General features: G+C 37.9%; 17 protein-coding genes. All 17 read left to right on the plus strand.

Going from position 1 to position 17,232, the window contains the following annotated elements; genetic code table 11:
- The first annotated feature begins 660 nt into the window (after positions 1–660).
- The gene (locus tag NSQ71_RS03140) at positions 661–1,500 is read left to right on the plus strand and encodes a DegV family protein (RefSeq protein WP_063386367.1); all 840 of its coding nucleotides are present in this window, start codon (positions 661–663) and stop codon (positions 1,498–1,500) included.
- Between the two features lie 300 nt (positions 1,501–1,800).
- Positions 1,801–3,183, plus strand: a complete 1,383-nt coding sequence (locus NSQ71_RS03145; RefSeq protein WP_340732817.1) for a DEAD/DEAH box helicase — start codon at positions 1,801–1,803, stop codon at positions 3,181–3,183.
- Between the two features lie 137 nt (positions 3,184–3,320).
- Complete coding sequence (locus NSQ71_RS03150; RefSeq protein ID WP_445206696.1) at positions 3,321–3,512, plus strand: late competence development ComFB family protein; 192 nt, start codon at positions 3,321–3,323, stop codon at positions 3,510–3,512.
- An 83-nt stretch (positions 3,513–3,595) separates the two neighbouring features.
- Positions 3,596–4,294 carry a ComF family protein gene (locus NSQ71_RS03155; protein WP_314736872.1) on the plus strand — a complete coding sequence of 233 codons (699 nt, stop codon included), beginning with the start codon at positions 3,596–3,598 and terminating at the stop codon, positions 4,292–4,294.
- Between the two features lie 65 nt (positions 4,295–4,359).
- Positions 4,360–4,782 carry a TIGR03826 family flagellar region protein gene (locus NSQ71_RS03160; protein ID WP_063386298.1) on the plus strand — a complete coding sequence of 141 codons (423 nt, stop codon included), beginning with the start codon at positions 4,360–4,362 and terminating at the stop codon, positions 4,780–4,782.
- A 90-nt stretch (positions 4,783–4,872) separates the two neighbouring features.
- Complete coding sequence (flgM, locus tag NSQ71_RS03165; protein ID WP_063386297.1) at positions 4,873–5,142, plus strand: flagellar biosynthesis anti-sigma factor FlgM; 270 nt, start codon at positions 4,873–4,875, stop codon at positions 5,140–5,142.
- A 241-nt stretch (positions 5,143–5,383) separates the two neighbouring features.
- Positions 5,384–5,863: a flagellar protein FlgN gene (locus tag NSQ71_RS03170; RefSeq protein ID WP_339212206.1), complete on the plus strand. Its 480-nt coding sequence runs from the start codon at positions 5,384–5,386 to the stop codon at positions 5,861–5,863.
- A gap of 14 nt (positions 5,864–5,877) precedes the next feature.
- Entirely contained in the window at positions 5,878–7,383 is a 1,506-nt protein-coding gene (gene flgK / locus NSQ71_RS03175; protein WP_340732822.1) for a flagellar hook-associated protein FlgK, read from the plus strand.
- A gap of 170 nt (positions 7,384–7,553) precedes the next feature.
- A complete protein-coding gene (flgL, locus tag NSQ71_RS03180) occupies positions 7,554–8,426 on the plus strand; it encodes a flagellar hook-associated protein FlgL (protein ID WP_094245097.1) in 873 nt (290 codons plus the stop codon).
- Between the two features lie 299 nt (positions 8,427–8,725).
- Positions 8,726–9,316 (plus strand): DUF6470 family protein, encoded by a 591-nt coding sequence (locus NSQ71_RS03185; protein ID WP_340732824.1) that lies wholly within the window; start codon positions 8,726–8,728, stop codon positions 9,314–9,316.
- Between the two features lie 13 nt (positions 9,317–9,329).
- Positions 9,330–9,764 carry a flagellar assembly protein FliW gene (fliW, locus tag NSQ71_RS03190; RefSeq protein WP_063386292.1) on the plus strand — a complete coding sequence of 145 codons (435 nt, stop codon included), beginning with the start codon at positions 9,330–9,332 and terminating at the stop codon, positions 9,762–9,764.
- 4 nt (positions 9,765–9,768) lie between these two features.
- Positions 9,769–9,999, plus strand: a complete 231-nt coding sequence (gene csrA, locus NSQ71_RS03195; protein WP_340732827.1) for a carbon storage regulator CsrA — start codon at positions 9,769–9,771, stop codon at positions 9,997–9,999.
- 209 nt (positions 10,000–10,208) lie between these two features.
- Positions 10,209–11,036 carry a flagellin Hag gene (gene hag, locus NSQ71_RS03200; RefSeq protein ID WP_340732828.1) on the plus strand — a complete coding sequence of 276 codons (828 nt, stop codon included), beginning with the start codon at positions 10,209–10,211 and terminating at the stop codon, positions 11,034–11,036.
- Between the two features lie 1,117 nt (positions 11,037–12,153).
- Positions 12,154–13,347 (plus strand): ISL3 family transposase, encoded by a 1,194-nt coding sequence (locus NSQ71_RS03205; protein ID WP_340732829.1) that lies wholly within the window; start codon positions 12,154–12,156, stop codon positions 13,345–13,347.
- A gap of 273 nt (positions 13,348–13,620) precedes the next feature.
- The gene (locus tag NSQ71_RS03210) at positions 13,621–15,357 is read left to right on the plus strand and encodes a motility associated factor glycosyltransferase family protein (RefSeq protein WP_340732831.1); all 1,737 of its coding nucleotides are present in this window, start codon (positions 13,621–13,623) and stop codon (positions 15,355–15,357) included.
- A 2-nt stretch (positions 15,358–15,359) separates the two neighbouring features.
- The gene (locus tag NSQ71_RS03215) at positions 15,360–15,722 is read left to right on the plus strand and encodes a hypothetical protein (protein WP_340732833.1); all 363 of its coding nucleotides are present in this window, start codon (positions 15,360–15,362) and stop codon (positions 15,720–15,722) included.
- 40 nt (positions 15,723–15,762) lie between these two features.
- Positions 15,763–17,085 (plus strand): motility associated factor glycosyltransferase family protein, encoded by a 1,323-nt coding sequence (locus tag NSQ71_RS03220; protein ID WP_340732834.1) that lies wholly within the window; start codon positions 15,763–15,765, stop codon positions 17,083–17,085.
- Positions 17,086–17,232: the final 147 nt, after the last annotated feature.

The raw sequence follows: 17,232 nt of genomic DNA on the forward strand, positions 1-17,232 counted from the left end.
TTGAATCGTCAAACCGTGAAAGTGAGATTGATTTCTAAATACCAATTTTGTTCGGTGTATCTATATTGTTTTTTCCGACTTGGCTGATTGTCCAGCGATGATAAATGAATTCAATTGCATTTCTTCATTACGGCTGGAAACATAATATCATTTGGCAACTTGTCAATCTATTCGGATTCTGACCAGAGAAATGTTGTTTTTAATCAGAAGCGGCGAAAATGAATCATAGGAAGTATAACATTCAATGTTCTGGTTTTGCAGAATCAACTTAGGTGAAAATGTATCATAAGGAAGCATAACGGCCTCTTCAAATAACAACAGGCGCTGGGAAGAGGCCGGTTTGCTCAGAAACAAGAAAAAATGCAGCAAAATTGGTAACCGCAATTGGAATCCACATAAAAGCTCCGTTTAAGCTGCTCAAAAATCCTTTAAAAAGGTGTAGACCTCATAAGAATAACCTCAACGAAAATCGTAATGAGCCGATCGACAAAACGAAATCCGCATAAATGGCAGTATAAAGACTTTGAAACAGCTAAAAAATATTTTTCATCCTCTTGCAGTTTCATGGAAATCCGGCAAAGTTAATGATAAAAGCTTGCATTTTTTATAAAATAGTCTTATAAAGGAGAATGAAATTATTAAAAGGAAAGGAAAAACATGATGCAAATTGCGATTGTAACAGATAGTACTGCTTACATTCCTGAAGAAGTTCGAAAGAGGCATGGCATACATATGATTCCTCTTAGCGTTATTTTTGGAGACGAGTCTTATCGTGAAGAGATAGATATGACAGCAGAGAGTTTTTGGGAAGAAATAAAGCGCCAGAAAGAGCTGCCTACGACTTCTCAGCCGCCAGTTGGTGAATTTGTCGAGTTGTTTGAAAGCTTATCGAAAGAATATGATGCAGTCATCAGCATTCATCTTTCAAGCGGTATCAGCGGCACTTACAATGGTGCTGTCACAGCAGGTCAAATGGTAGACGGCATTAAGGTATATCCTTACGATTCGGAAATAAGCTGTATGGCTCAGGGATTCTATGCAATTGAAGCAGCGAAAATGGCAAAGGAAGGGAAAAAACCGGAAGAGATCATCGCTCGCCTTGATGAAATTAAAAAATCAATGGATGCTTATTTTATGGTGGACGATCTTTCTCATCTTCAGCGCGGCGGACGATTAACCGGAGCTCAAGCTTTAATAGGGAACCTGCTGCAACTGAAGCCTCTTCTTCATTTTGTTGATAAAGTGATCGTGCCGTATGAGAAAATTCGTACGCGCAAAAAAGCAATCCAACGTATCTATCAATTATTTGACGAAGCTGCAAGCAAACATCCGGTGCGGGCGGCTGTCATTCATGCCAACAGGCCGGAGGATGCCAAAAAAATGAAAGAGGAGCTCGAAAGTAAATATCCAAATTCTGAATTTATTATCAGCTATTTTGGCGCTGTCATTGGAACTCATCTAGGAGAGGGAGCTATGGGTCTCTGCTGGTATAAAAAGTAATTGCAAGAAAACGTTAAACCCATTGTGAAAAATGGCTGTATCCATCCTCTTAAAAGAACTTCCCCTTCAAAACGAGAAAAGGTGCGATTCACCAAAAAATGGAACGGTGTCTGACCATCTGAAGGTGCAAAAAGCACCTTTTATTTTTTACAGAAATGAAGGATATAAATGATTCATCTAGCATCTTTCATTTGGACGAAAAGCAATAAGAGCAATTGATTAAATATATTGATTTTTCAGAAAATATAAGGTAAAAATAATAGTAAGAAACAATATGGTATGTACAAGCGGAGGTTTTATATGCATGATCATGATCATGATCTCCAAAAACATCTTCTCGGAAGACATCTCCTTTCAAATGAGCTCCCGTTTTCAATGGATGCCGTTCAAAATGCCCCCTTCGTTGAAATAGAACAAGGTGTTGTGAAAAAATCCGGTTTTTTTTATTGCAATCGATGTGGAAATGATCAGCCCTTTTTATTTGCAGGCTTTGACTGTGCAAAGTGCGGAAAGTTTTGTCATTATTGCCGGAACTGCATCATGATGGGGCGAGTAAGTGAATGTTCAAAGCTTGTTAGTTTTCCAAGACGAGATAAGGAGGAAAAACATTCGATCCAATCGGATCAAACAAACTTTTTGCAATGGGATGGCGAGCTGTCTCCGGCGCAAAAAAGAGCATCTGACCGGATCGCGGAGTCCGTTTTGCAGCGTACAGACTGTCTCATTTGGGCAGTTTGCGGAGCAGGAAAAACAGAGGTGCTGTTTGCCGGCATAAACACAGCTTTGCAGAAAGGGCTATTTGTTTGCATTGCTGCACCGCGTACGGATGTTGTTTTGGAGCTTGGACCGCGTTTGAAAAACGTTTTTCCGAGCATCGATGTGGCAGTGCTTTACGGAGGAAGCGAAGATCGTTTGAAGCTGAGCCCAATTACCATTTCAACGACTCATCAGCTTCTTCGGTATAAAGAAGCCTTTGACGTGGTGATTCTTGACGAAGTGGATGCTTTTCCATATTCTGTAGATCCTGCTTTGCAATTTGCGGTTGAAAAAGCACGCAAACGAAACAGCTCCCTTATTTATTTAACTGCGACTCCCTCCTCATCAATTAAGCGGCATTTTAAGCCTTCCGAAATTGTGAAAATCCCTGCTCGATACCATGGTTATCCCCTACCTGTTCCTGAATTCAAATGGTGCGGCAATTGGAAAAAAAGATTGGAGAAAGGAAAGCTGCCGAAAAATATCATCACATGGGCAGCCGAACATTTGCAAAAGGAAAGACAAGCTTTTCTATTTGTACCGGAAATCAAAGTGCTTCATGATGTCGTTCCATTACTAAAAAAATTGAATTCAGCGGTTGAAGGAGTACATGCCGAAGATCCCCAAAGGAAAGAAAAGGTTCGGGCATTTCGAAATGGCCGGATTCCGATCATTGTCACAACTACCATTTTGGAAAGGGGTGTAACAGTTCCTGGAACTGATGCAGCTGTTTTAGGAGCAGAAGAAACCATTTTTACAGAAAGTGCCCTTGTTCAAATATCCGGCCGTGTTGGACGGAGCATGAACAATCCAACAGGCTCCGTTATCTTTTTCCATTATGGCAAAACAAATGAAATGATTGCAGCGAAACACCATATTCTTTCCATGAATCGGGAAGCGGAGAGGGAAGGTTTGTTAAAGTGTTGATATTTTGAAAATACAGGAAACCGATGCAGGATGCGTAAAGTTGGAAAAACCCTTCAATTTTGTTGAAAAAAGAAATTCCTTTTTCCAGTATGATCCAATATAATACAGATTAGAGATCATATATTTGGGGTGAGGACATGATAGTAAACGCTCTGGAAAAAATTATGGAAGAATTGCTAGATGAATATATTGACCAATTTCATATGGAATGCACGTGCCCAACTTGCCGCAATGATGTTTTAGCTCTAGTGTTAAATAGAGTTCAGCCCCGTTATGTAACGAGTGAAGATAAAATTACATATGTAAGAGCGGAATTTTTTGATCGGTAGCAAATGACATCTCTTCTTGTCAGCCTGGCAGAATGCGCAAGAATTGTTTCAGAAAACCCACGATGTGATAATAGGAAGGCTTGATGCGAAATATGGGAAGATGTCTTTATTGTTTTAAAAGTATAGATGTCCGCTTGACTTGGAGGCGGCTTTTTTTCCTTGAAAAAGACCCTGTTTTATGCGAAGAATGCTCCAGCAAGCTAAACGTTATATCAGGCCCCATTTGTCCAATGTGCGGGAGGCAAAGCGAAAAAGCCGAGTATTGTACTGATTGCGCGGCTTGGGAAAAACATCCTGACTATCATGGAGTGATAAAGAAAAACCGCTCTGTTTTTCAATATAATGAATTTATGAAAGAAGTGCTTGCTAGGTTTAAATTCCGCGGGGATGCGATATTGGTGCAGATGTTTTCCGAACCTTTTGTGAAAGCATTTCGCCATCACTTCGACAAATCGATGATTCTCGTTCCCATCCCATTAGGTGAAGAAAGGCTTTTGGAACGCGGGTTTAATCAAGCAAAATTATTGGCCCAGCTCCTTCAGCTTCCGATTATTGAGCCTTTGCGCAAAACAGATGCAGCAAAACAATCAAAAAAATCACGGATCGACCGAATGAAGACGAAAAATATGTTTACTGTAACAGATCCAAAACAAGTACATGGTCAACATATTGTTATCATCGATGACATTTACACAACAGGCGCAACGGTACGCCAAGCTGCAAAGCAGCTGATGAACGCTGGTGCGAAAAGTGTCGAATCATTTACGCTTGTCCGCAGCTAAATGACAAATCCGTTTTTCCGATATAAAATAATAATAATAGGAAGATTTTTGAAAGGTGGATTTTTATGGGGGAATTAGCAAACTGCCCAAAATGTGGTTCCTTGTTTGTCAAAACGCGGCTTCGTTCAATATGTGATGCTTGCTACCAAGAGGAAGAAAAGGCATTTGAAACAGTATATAACTTTTTGAGAAAAAAGGAAAACCGCAGATCGACCATTACTGAAGTTGTGGAAAAAACAGGAGTGGAAGAGGACTTAATACTGAAGTTTATTCATCAAGGACGCATTCAACTGGCGAACTTCCCGAACCTTGGTTATCCTTGTTCACGGTGCGGCAAATTTATTCGCGAGGGAAAACTTTGTGTTTCTTGCAAAAAGGAAATACAGTCTCAAATTGAGCAAATGGAAAGAGAAGAGCAGTTTCAGGAGGAGAAAGAGAAGATGCAAACATACTACGCTATCCAACCGAAAAATAATGAAAAACGTTAACAAATCCCTCTATCGATCCGATAATGAATATAGAGATAGATTTCCAGCTGAAACAATCGTTCCATTAGAGCAGGAAAGGAGGCGGTGTCCATGAAGATTCACAGCTATCGGTCATCAAACGTTAATCCTTATCAAAAGCAAATGGATGCCAGCAAGCAGATGAAAGTGGAAGTCCAAAAAGATAGAGTGGAAATATCCAAGCAGGCAAAACAGCTTCAGCAGACGAGCGGTTTTGATCTTCAGCGCCAAGAAAAAGTGCAGGCGATAAAAAAAGAAATTGAAAGCGGGACTTACAAAATCGCCCCAGACCTGATCGCGAAAAGCATGATCCAATTTTATAAGAAAAAAAATGAAGAATAAATTGCGCCAATCCGTTTCGGTTTTTGATTTGGTTGCGTACGAAGCAGCCTGTTTCGATTTTTGATTTGGAACAGAATGAAAATGTGCTGGGCAACTATATTGTACATTTCTGCATTTTTAGCATCTTCATCTTTACAACAAAAAATTATTTTTCATGTCCGGCTTTGGATCATCTTGTCAATGTTTTGAACGAAGCACCGGTAAATATGATTGTATTGAATTTTGCGGGGAGGACGTTTTCGTGTCTCTTGCCAATTTAATTAACGTTTTAGAAAAGCAGTTAATCATTCATGAACAATTGTATAACTTGGCAGTAAAAAAAACGGATATGCTGAAAAAAGATGATGTTAATCAATTAATGCAGCTTTTAAAGGAAGAGCAGAAATATGTAATGCAGCTTGAAAATGCTGAAAAGGAACGGATCAAAGCAGCGGCTTGCTTTTTAGAAAGAGAAGACGATTTAACGATTTCCGCCTGTATTGAAAAAGCGGAAAATGAGGATAAAGAACGGTTGATAAATCTAAAAGAAAAATTGACAAACGTATTGGCTAATTTGAAAAACGCGAATTTTGTCAATCAACAACTGGCATTGCAAGCATTGCAGGTTGTGAATTTAACGCTTGATCTTTTCATGCCGGAGGAAGCATCGCCGAATTACACGAATCCGAATCAAGAATCGAAGCAATCGAAACGGCGTTCATGGTTTGATTCAAAAATTTAACGGGGGAATTCGCAATGGTATCAACATTTTTTGGACTGGAAGCGGCTAGAAGCGGATTGTATGCCGCACAAAGCGCTTTATATACAATTGGACATAATGTAGCAAATGCCGAGACACCTGGTTATTCGCGGCAGAGAGTAAACCTTGTGCAAAAGCAAGCGTATCCGACACCAGGCCGTTTTCGAGCTGATATCCCTGGGCAGTTTGGAACAGGGGTGGATACACAAACAGTGCAGCGGATCCGCGACCGCTATCTTGATGTACAATATCGCGGCGAAAATTCTAAGCTTGGCTACTGGAGCTCTAGATTCAACGCATTATCGAGAATGGAAGATGTGATGAACGAGCTGAACGAGACAGGCTTGAACGAAACGATGGATAGCTTTTGGCAATCGCTGCAAGATTTGGCGGTCAATCCTTCCAACCTCGGTGCCCGCTCTGTTGTCCTTGAGCGCGGAAGAGCTGTTACAGAAACGTTCAATTATTTGGCGGAATCATTAAAGCATAATCAGAAAGATTTACGCAATGAACTCGATGTCGCAACAACGAAAATCAACTCTTTGCTTGAGCAAATCAACCAAATTAACAAACAAATCGGCGAAGTAGAACCGAATGGTTATTTGCCAAACGATTTGTATGATGAGCGCGATCGATTATTGGATGAGCTTTCTTCTTATATTGATATTAAAGTGACGCCGGTTGAAAGCGGAGGCAACGCTTTGAAAGTAGCCGAAGGAAAAGTAACTGTCGAGCTCGCTGGCTTCGAACCGCCAATCACCCTTGTCGACGGAAATAGATACAAAGTAAGACAATTTAGCCTCAATGAATCCAAGACGAACGGTCTTATCGAATCTATTTCTGTTGGTGGAAGAACGATAGGGGCAGACGATTTTGTTGAAAATTTAAACATCAATGGAAGTTTAAAAGGCTTAATCGAGGCGCACGGTTATACGAACATAGGCAGCACGATTGAACGCGGCATCTATCCTAGCATGATGTCAGATTTAGATCAAATGGCATATGATTTTGCGAACGCATTTAACACTGTCCACAGAAACGGATGGAGCCTTGAGGACATAAACAACGGCGTTCAAACACAGCGCGATTTCTTTGATCTCGGAGGTTTAAGCTCTCCTAAAGGCGCTGCGGCTGCCATTAAAGTATCGGATGATATGAATCGCGATCGAATTGCAGCTTCTGCTACAGGAGAAATCGGCGACGGCCAAAATGCGCTGAAGCTTGCTGAAGTAAAAAATACTTCGTTTCAAAGTTATTTTGAAGCTGTTATCGGCGAAATGGCTGTTATGACACAAGAAGCGGAGCGGATGAAGGAAAATTCAGAAACCTTAGTTTCATCTGTTGAACAACGCCGCAAATCCGTCAGCTCCGTTTCATTAGACGAAGAAATGACAAACATGATCCAATTCCAGCACATGTACAACGCCGCAGCAAGAATGATCACTTTGCAGGATGAAATTTTAGACCGAATTATAAACGGCATGGGACTGGTCGGGAGATAAAGTAAAATTGACTGTTGAATAACCATAGTGGAAAATGAAAGCAAAAATTGTCGGGTTCAGAATGTATGAAATGAAATAAGGCGATGAAGTGCAAATCATATAAGAAATGTACTATTTGCACGTTATGAATTCATACAAAAAATTTATTTAATGAAAGAGAGGTGCAGCATATGCGTGTCACTCAATCGATGCTTGCGCAAAACTCGCTCCGCCATTTAAGTAAAAGCTATGAGCTGCTGGGAAAATATCAAGATCAGATGTTGACAAGAAAAAAAATCACCCGCCCGTCCCAAGATCCCGTTGTAGCAATGAAAGGATTGTACTATCGGACAAACTTAAAGGAAGTTGAACAATATAAACGAAATTTATCAGAGGCTTACCTTTGGATCGAAAATTCTGAAGCGGGACTAGAACAGGCCAACCAAGGGCTGCAACGAATACGCGAGCTTTTGATTCGGGCAAAAAACGGTACAAATTCAGAAGACGAACGTGATGCGGTTGCCCGCGAAGTGAAACAAATTAAAGACGATCTTGTTGCTGTCGCCAACACACAAGTGGCCGGCCGCTATATTTTTAATGGAACGAAAACAGACTCAGCGCCTGTCAGCGGCGACCCGCCTGTCGTTAATAATAACAATGAACCGTTTAAAATCGAGCTTTCAAAAAACATTCAAATCCAAGTGAATATAACGCCTGACAATGTCTTTAACCAAGCAATGTTCAATACTATTCAGGACATCCAACATGCTTTGGAAAACAACGACACAACGAACTTGGACAGCCTGCTCGGCCAGCTTGATGACCATATTGATGCTCTTAACGCTGAACGGGCTGAGCTTGGAGCCCGTTACAACCGGATCGAGCAGATGGAAAACCGTATCGGTCAACAGGAAGTAATCTCTACAAAAATTTTGTCAGACAATGAAGATGCCGACATCGAACGGGTCATCATCGACTTGAAAGAGCAAGAAAGCGCGCACAGAGCAGCGCTTGCTGTCAGCGCCCGCATCATTCAGCCAAACTTAGTTGATTTTTTGCGATAATGTGAGAGAGAAAGGACCTGCATGAAGGTCCTTTTTGTTCATCGTTATGCCTTGCTTTTGTTCCATGTTTTCCGACTGCTAAAAGAGGTACATAATTTACTGAAGAAATTTCACTTTTCGTTGATTAGAACGGTATAGTCTTGTGAGTCATTCATATTTTTGACGAGAGCCCCCTTGAAGGAACTTCAATTGCATAGGATAGTTGAAGCACTTGCTTATTATTGTCTGTTGAATTTTTGTTTCTTCGAAGAGAATTTCTTTTCTGCTTTAAACTTTTGTTGTCAGTCGAGGTGAGAGAAATGCTTCTGCCGCAAATTAGAATGGAAAGCCAAATGGCGAAAATTGCGATTAGCACCACTCCTGGAAAGCAGTCGATCAAACAGCCGAAAGCGGATATCGATTTGCAGCCGGCGAAAGTAGCGATGGAAATCAACCGCACACCTGGAAAATTGACAATCGATCAAACGAAAGCGTGGGAAGATCGAAATTTAGCTGACACGTTCCGTTTCATTGAAAAAATAGCTGAGGAAGGCTATCAAGCTTGGCTTGAAGGTATTGCCCGCCGCGCAGAACAGGGAGATGAACTGATGAAAATTGAAAACGGCGGCAGCCCGCTGGCTGATCAAGCGAAAGAAAACAGCGAATCCCCGATGTATGAAGTGAATGTCGGCTGGATTCCATCATTGTTCAGTGTGAAATTTGATTACGAACCAAGCAAGCTTGATATTAATTGGCATCTGAAAAAAGCTGAATTTCGCGCCATTCCCAATAAGCCGATCATTCATTACGACCGTGGCAGAGTCGATATAAAAATCGCTCAATACCAAAAGTTAAAAATCGGCTTTGCCAATCTCACCTTTAAAGGACAAAACTTTGAAATGAACATATGAAGGTTGTGAGAACATGAGACTTAAGACAAAATATCATGGCGAAATAGAAGCCGCAAGCGACAGCATCATCCAATTTCCATCGGGAATTCCGGGGTTTTTAGATGAAAAGGAATTTGTGCTTTTGCCATTTGGCGCCGAATCGCCATTTTTTATTTTGCAATCGGTCAACACAAAGGAACTTGCTTTTGTCATGACAATTCCTTTTTTATTTTTCAAAGACTATGCTATCGACTTAGACGATGCCACGATTGAGCAGCTGGAAATCGAGTCGGAACAAGATGTCGCTGTCTATGTAATTTTAACGTTAGAAGACCCGTTCGAAAACACAACCGCCAATCTGCTAGCTCCGGTCATCATCAATCAAAAAAACAAACGGGCCAAGCAAGTGATTTTAACAGGCACTACTTATAAAACGAAGCATCCACTTATGGAACAGAAGGAGGTGTGAAGCCGTGCTCATTTTAACAAGAAAGCTGAACGAATCCATCATTATCGGCGACAACATCGAAATAACCATCACCGCCATCGAAGGCGATCAAGTCAAACTCGGCATTAAAGCTCCGAAACAAATCGATGTCCACCGAAAGGAAATATATGACGCCATTCAAACAGAAAACAGCGCGGCTTCCCGCACCGACCTTGACCTGTTAAAACATTTTCAAGAAAAGCTCAACAAAAAATAAACCTGAGGTTTGAAACTGTAAAAACCGTAATCAAACAAGGATGTTCAACCATTTTATTTTTCTATTAAAAAAGTCCCGTTTTTTCTTTAAACCCTATTAAACATCAAAAAAACAATCCGATATAAAACATGTAAAGAGCAGCGGCGGCCGACGCGGCTCTTTACATACCACATGGACGTGGAAAACAACAATTCAAGGAGGAAAAAATCATGAGAATTAACCACAACATCTCGGCGTTAAACACTTACCGCCAACTTTCATTTAACAACACACAAACTGCAAAAAACCTTGAAAAACTTTCTTCCGGCTACCGCATCAACCGCGCTGGCGACGATGCAGCAGGTCTTGCCATCTCTGAAAAAATGCGCGGCCAAATCCGCGGTTTAGAAATGGCGCAAAAAAATGCACAAGACGGTATTTCTTTAATCCAAACTGCTGAAGGAGCTCTAACAGAAACTCATGCCATCCTTCAACGTATGCGTGAGCTTGCTGTACAAGCTGCGAATGATACGAATGTAACAGCTGACCGTGATGCAATTCAGGCTGAAATTAATGCGCTTGTTTCTGAAATCAATCGTATAGCAGGTAATACAGAATTTAACACACAAAATCTATTAGACGGAACTTTTTCTGGTAAAAAATTCCACATCGGAGCCAATAGTGGACAATCTATTACAGTAACAATTGGAACTATGAATGCAAATGCATTGGGAACAACAGATTTAAAAATTGCAGAAGTTAAAGTGGATACCGTTACAAATGCAAATGAAGCTATCACAGCTATTGATAAAGCAATTGAACAAGTATCAACAGAACGTTCTAAACTTGGTGCAATTCAAAACCGTTTAGAACATACTATTAACAACTTGGGAGCTACTTCAGAAAACTTAACAGCAGCGGAATCCCGAATCCGCGATGTAGATATGGCAAAAGAAATGATGGAATTTACGAAAAACAACATCCTTACACAAGCAGCACAAGCAATGCTTGCTCAGGCAAATCAAGTACCTCAAGGGGTTCTTCAATTGCTTCGATAATTTTAAATATTTTTATAACCAGACCCTTTTTCGGGTCTGGTTATTTTGTGCGCCCGGCATGTATATGAACTATAGGGTGTAAGTCCCGAACCCCGAAGACAGAAGTAGAGGTTAGCCAAGAGCAAGGGTGTCCGTGGTGACGCGGAATCTGAAGGAAGCTGGAGGCAAAACACCGGTCCGAGGAACACGAACCTCATATAAGGCTAGGTATGATTGAGTGAGTTTGCAAAACAAAACAAAGCTCTTTCTGTCGAAGGTCATATCGAGTAAATGAGGCGGATAGATGGTGTGAAAGTGCATGTACTTACCCGGGGAGGTCTGGTGGATATGTGAAGTACGCTTCATAACCTACTTAGTGATAAGTAGCTGAACCGTCAGAAGTCAGCAGAGGTCATAGTATTAGTTGGTCTAGAACAACTAAGAAGGACCGAACAATTAAGAGAGAATAGCCCTTGGCATTCAGTGAGTCATGATGAACACAGAAAACGTAGTACCTCACTTGAGGGAGGAAGCGGTGAATCCCGTGGGAGACCTCTTGGAGGGTGGAGTGACCACTGGCATAAAGAGAACAGCTATTCACGGAAGTTATGAAAACTTGCGTCAATTATCTTAATTGAACCGCCGTATACGGAACCGTACGTACGGTGGTGTGAGAGGACGGGAGTTAATCGCTCCCTCCTACTCGATTTTTGTAATGCTTACATGTGAATATTTTTAGACCGTTTATCGTTACTTTTAAAAATTTAATTATGAGATAACCAATCAAGGTATTGAATTGAAAAAATGATTTAAATGAATTTTAAAATAGTTTTTGAATTGTAATGGGATGAACATATCAGAAAATTCAAGCAACAAATACAAAGATCCTCTCAACATTGTCAGATCCAAAAATGTAGTTTGAGTAAGAAAAACTCAATATAGAGATGAAATGAACTATAAAAATAATAAAATTCATTTTGTCAATTCTTAACATATAATAAATCATAGAGAGATATATCTAATTTTATCATTTTAGATTCATCACCACATTTTGTGATTTAACCCAAAAAATAAGGAAAACACTCACGAATTCCTGGCAATAATGTTAGCGTCACTTAACATAACAGGAGGTTCTAAAGTGTTTTCCGTATCACTAGATTTGCCAGAATTTGAAGTTGTTAAACAAGTGTTTCTTGAAGATTGCAATTTGTTACATGTTGAGAAAAATACTACAGAAGAACGCTGTTCTTACTGCGGTTTTTTTTCTAGTCATGTCCATGACTGGCGGACAAGAAAGGTTCGTGACTTGTCCGTATTAGGTAAGCCCCTTTTCTTATTTGTCAGAGTGTATAGATACCGTTGTCACAACTGTAATGAGGTATTTTCACAAACATTTGAATCTATCCGTCCTAATAAGCATCAGACCAATCGGTACAGAGAATATCTGTACGAAATGTGCATTGGCTCTACTATCCAAGAAGTGAGTCGAAAGGAAAAAATACCTTATACAACCGTTGAAAGAATATTTTATTCCGTTGCTAAAGAAAAAGAGAAGGAGCATTTAGAAACTCTTGAAAGTGTTTTAGAAAACAATGAATTAATCCTTAGCCTTGATGAGATCGCTGTCCGAAAGGGTCACCGATATGAAACAGTTCTTATGGATACCCAATCCGGGAGTGTGCTTGGTATGGAACATCAACGGAGTTATCGTTCAACTCAGATCTTACTTGCCAAGAAGATTCTGTCTGATAAATGCGTTCATACCGTTGTTATGGATATGTGGGATCCCTTCCATAAAGCTGTTAAATCTATATTCCCAGAGGCCTGTATCGTCATTGATAAATATCATGTGGTGCAAAAGGTGACACATGCACTTGACCAAGTTAGAAAGAAAACTCCTGGACTAAAAAAGGGACGGTTTAAACTCTTGAAAGGTTCTGAAAAGTTAACGGCTAATGAAAAACAACAATTAGACGAGATGCTCAAAGAGCATTCAGAATTGTCATATGCCTATTTTCTAAAAGAACTCTTTAGAGAAATATACCAAGTGAATGACTATGATACAGCTGATTCACTCTTAGAAGAATGGATTCAACTCGCATGGAGCAGCCCATTTCCTTCATTTCATCAAGTTGCCAAGACGATAGAAAATTGGAAGGCACAAATTTTACAATATTTTCTTACCCCTTTTACGAATGGCCGGATTGAAGGTACAAACCATAAGATTAAGAACATCAAAAGACGTGCTTTTGGCTTCAGAAACCTTGAAAGATTTCGACTACGTGTATTTTTGGAATGTACAGGTAAAACTTATAAAAATCAGGTTGCTTAACCATGCCCTTCATCAGCTTTCCGCATTGTAGTGGTCTGCAAGCTGACGAAGGAGCTACTCTAGATTGAGTATCAATCTCGCTAACTTATTGCCGGAATTGTGTGAACATCACAGAATATGGTGATGAGACTCATTTTATAACTGTGACTATGTATTTAATTTTGAAGGTAATCCAAATTCATGTACCAAAAGGGTTTTAACTTACGAAATTCATCTCAACAAAAATATTAAAAAAAAAATGTGTACGCCGATATTATATTTGAGGTGTGATATATGTCAAAAAATTATAAAGTGGTTGAAGAAATTTCGAAAAGCGGCCATAAAATTGTAAAAATTAATGATTACTATTTACATAGTAAATATGATCCGATAAAGGAAGCAAAACGATTTGCAGAAAAGCATTTTAAAAAGAATTTTTTACATATATTGTTTGGAATAGGCGCAGGTTATTTTGCTAAAGAATTAAGCGAGAAATTAACTGAAGATGAATTTTTAATAATTGTCGACCCTTTTGAAAAAATAATTAACTTTCAATTTGAAAATATTGAAAACTACAATCGAACGATTTTGATTATTGGAGAGAAGAAAGAATTATTTTCTCAAATGTTGGAAAGATTTGTTGGTATTTTTGGAAAAAGAATATGCTTCATAACTTCCCCGAATTATAATCATATTGCAATAGATTATTACCATGATTTATTAAAAATAGTGAAAGACTGTATTTATATGGAAGTTGTAAATATAAATACTATAAACTATTTTTCCAGGGATTGGGAAAGGAATTTTACACTTAACTTATTTTATGCCTTCAATGATATACCTTTTAAAGAATTGAAAAATTTTTATGAGGAGCCTGTTGTTGTTGCTTCAGGCGGTCCGTCATTAACAAAACAAATTCCTTTATTAAAATCTATTAGGAATCATATAGTATTGATTTCATCTGGTTCTACAATAAATACTTTGCTAAGTCATCATATAGAACCAGATTTTGTTGTTACAATAGATGGGGGCATTAATAACTATAAACACTTTGAAGATCTAAATTTAAAAAATACTCAAATGATTTATTCCTTATCTAATCATCATAAGATACGAGAACATTTTAACAGTCGATCTGTTGTTTTTAATACAAATAAAGAAGTAGAAAAGTATGTCCAAAAATTAATTAATAAAGATGTTGATACGATTTTAGGTGGAGCTTCTGTAGCAACTTATGCGCTAAGCATTGCTGAAAAAATTACAACAGGTGCAATTGCTTTAATTGGCCAAGATTTAGCTTATACGGATAATAAATCTCATGCTGAAAACAATAAAAATTTTAAAGTGATAGATGAAGAAGCTATTAAAAAAAGAGGAATGTTTTATACTAAAGGATATTTTGAAGACCAAGTTCTTACAGATTACCCCTTTCTGTTAATGAAAAATAATTTTGAACATCTACTTAAAACCTTTAAAAACCCTGAAAGGATTTATAATTGTACAGAAGGGGGAATAAAAATTGAAGGCTATCAACAAATATCTTTTCAACAATTTTGTGAAAAATTTGTTGATAGAAATAAAATACCTGTCTCTTTTAATAAAAAGTTTTGTTTAGAGAAAACGAGAGATGATTGGGAAAAATTTTTAAAACTTGTTCGGGAGGAAATTAATAAGCATGAAAACGTAGAACGACTTGTTAAAGATGCTATTTCATTGTTAAAAAGAAATAAATCGAGATCTAATTTTTCAACAAAAATTTTAAAAGAGTTAGATAAAGTTGATGAGAAATTAAAAAAGTATTTTAAAGACGGATTTATGTCAATAATAGCTCAACCAATTATAATCAAAATCTACCATAATAATTTGCCGAAAGAAAATGAATCCGAGAAAGAAACTTATCAAAGAGTATATAAACGTTCTTTAAATTTATATTCTGAATTATTGCATGCAGCAGCGGAGTCTAAATCAAATTTTCAATTTTTAAAAGAAAAAATTGAAAAGAAAATTAAAGTATTTAATAACGAGGGATGAAAATGACAAATATTGTTTTAGAAACACAAGAAAGCTTTTATCACTATATCGAAAGAGTAGCAACAGGATCCCAAACGATTGCAGATTATTTACGTGAAGATAAGATTGGCGAAGCCATACAACTTATTGTACAATTCAGTGAAGGAGTAAGTTGGTTGACAAAAGTAGTGGAGTTAATGGAGAATCACAAATACACAATTGATATTAATTTTAGTGATATTAATCCATTTTTGGATGAAATTAATAATGGGATCGAACGCCAGGACTACGTCATAGTGGCGGATATGTTTGAATATGAAATACAGCCCTTCTTTGAGGAAGCAAAGAAAAAAAGATTTCGTATGATAGAGGAAGATCCCCATTGAATCTATTAAAAAAAATGTGAATTCAATTAAAAATGGTCAATTGAAAAAACAATTATTAAAATCCGCAAATGATAAAATTGAAATTAGTATTCAAGAATCCAAAATTAATGGTCTCCCAACTTTAATATTAAATGGTCAATATTTATATAGCCAATACAATCCAATGAGAGATGCCGAAACATTTATAAAATCGCAATTAGATCCAAATGTAAATGTTTATTGTTTGTTTGGATTTGGACTAGGATATCATGTGAAAGTTTTGTTGGAAAATGAGCCAAATAAACGTGTGTTTGTAATAGAGCCTTATTTAACGTGTTTTAAAGCAGCACTAGAGACATTAGATTTAACTGATATTCTTTCTCATCCTAATGTAAATATTTATTTTTTGGAGGATATTTCAAAATTAAATAATCTTTTAAATGAATTGTTAGAATATAAAGTTAAATGGTTAATTCCTAATCCATTTGTCAAAGCATTGCCCAATAACAATCCAATAAAACATATATTAGAAGAAATCAAAATAAAAGAGATGTCTTTTCATCGATTTTCTTCTTTAATGGAAAAAAACTTCTGGAACAATTTGAACTATATGGATATAACTGTTGATAAACTATTTGACTTGTTCAAGGGAAAAAAGGCAGTGTTAGTATCTTCTGGGCCCTCTTTGGATAAGACTGTTGATGCATTGAAAGAGTTAAGAAAGAAATATTTTATTTTAGCTGTAGGTTCAGCATACAAAGTGCTTAAAACGAAAGGAATTGAACCTCATGCTGTTGTGATCTCAGACCCTCAAAATGAGGTTTATCGACAATTGGCAGGATTGAATTTGTCAAAACCGCTGATATATTTGTCAACTGCTTGCTACAAAGCAGTGAGATATCATAAAGGTTTAAAGATTGCTGCGTTTCAAAAGGGATATCCGAAAGCAGAAATGTATGCCAAGCAAAATGGCTGTCAATTGGTTGATACCGGTGGCTCAGTTGCCACAACAGCTTTTGATATTTTAATAAAAATGGGATTTTCTGAAATTGTTTTGTTAGGGCAGGATTTGGCTTATGCAAAAGATCGCAGCCATGCTGCACACTCAACATCAGGAGTGCGTGTTGCCACAGAACAAAGACTCTTTTCCATCCCTTCGAATAATGGGTCAGTTGTCAAAACCACTAGAAATTTATTCATTTACCTCAGATGGTTTGAACGAAAAATAACAGAATCCAAACATGTTATTGTAAAAAATACAGCTGAACAAGGCGCTGTGATTAAAGGGGCACATTTTGTTCCGATTTCAGACATTGTTTCAAATGCAAAAAAACTAACAGAATTCCCATTTGATGAAACAATAAAAAGCTTATTAAATCAGTAGTTTTGCAATTTATACTTCAAAGTCCTGCGGTAATATGTCAAGGTGAAAAATCATAGAAATTGGAAATTCCCTTGTCCGATGATCCGAAAAAAGGCAATACTGAAGAAACCCAGTATTGGTACATGTAATAAACTGGGTCTAAAGGTT

It is taken from the genome of Aeribacillus sp. FSL M8-0235 (assembly GCF_038000355.1).
Lineage (GTDB): Bacteria > Bacillota > Bacilli > Bacillales > Aeribacillaceae > Aeribacillus > Aeribacillus composti.

What these genes read in the sequence shown, in the direction of transcription:
- NSQ71_RS03215 (WP_340732833.1), top strand. Translation starts at nt 15,360, where the DNA reads ATGACAAATATTGTTTTAGAAACACAAGAAAGCTTTTATCACTATATC.
- NSQ71_RS03140 (WP_063386367.1), top strand. Translation starts at nt 661, where the DNA reads ATGCAAATTGCGATTGTAACAGATAGTACTGCTTACATTCCTGAAGAA.
- NSQ71_RS03145 (WP_340732817.1), top strand. Translation starts at nt 1,801, where the DNA reads ATGCATGATCATGATCATGATCTCCAAAAACATCTTCTCGGAAGACAT.
- NSQ71_RS03210 (WP_340732831.1), top strand. Translation starts at nt 13,621, where the DNA reads ATGTCAAAAAATTATAAAGTGGTTGAAGAAATTTCGAAAAGCGGCCAT.
- NSQ71_RS03185 (WP_340732824.1), top strand. Translation starts at nt 8,726, where the DNA reads ATGCTTCTGCCGCAAATTAGAATGGAAAGCCAAATGGCGAAAATTGCG.
- flgM (WP_063386297.1), top strand. Translation starts at nt 4,873, where the DNA reads ATGAAGATTCACAGCTATCGGTCATCAAACGTTAATCCTTATCAAAAG.
- hag (WP_340732828.1), top strand. Translation starts at nt 10,209, where the DNA reads ATGAGAATTAACCACAACATCTCGGCGTTAAACACTTACCGCCAACTT.
- NSQ71_RS03155 (WP_314736872.1), top strand. Translation starts at nt 3,596, where the DNA reads ATGCGAAATATGGGAAGATGTCTTTATTGTTTTAAAAGTATAGATGTC.
- NSQ71_RS03160 (WP_063386298.1), top strand. Translation starts at nt 4,360, where the DNA reads ATGGGGGAATTAGCAAACTGCCCAAAATGTGGTTCCTTGTTTGTCAAA.
- flgL (WP_094245097.1), top strand. Translation starts at nt 7,554, where the DNA reads ATGCGTGTCACTCAATCGATGCTTGCGCAAAACTCGCTCCGCCATTTA.
- flgK (WP_340732822.1), top strand. Translation starts at nt 5,878, where the DNA reads ATGGTATCAACATTTTTTGGACTGGAAGCGGCTAGAAGCGGATTGTAT.
- NSQ71_RS03150 (WP_445206696.1), top strand. Translation starts at nt 3,321, where the DNA reads ATGATAGTAAACGCTCTGGAAAAAATTATGGAAGAATTGCTAGATGAA.
- fliW (WP_063386292.1), top strand. Translation starts at nt 9,330, where the DNA reads ATGAGACTTAAGACAAAATATCATGGCGAAATAGAAGCCGCAAGCGAC.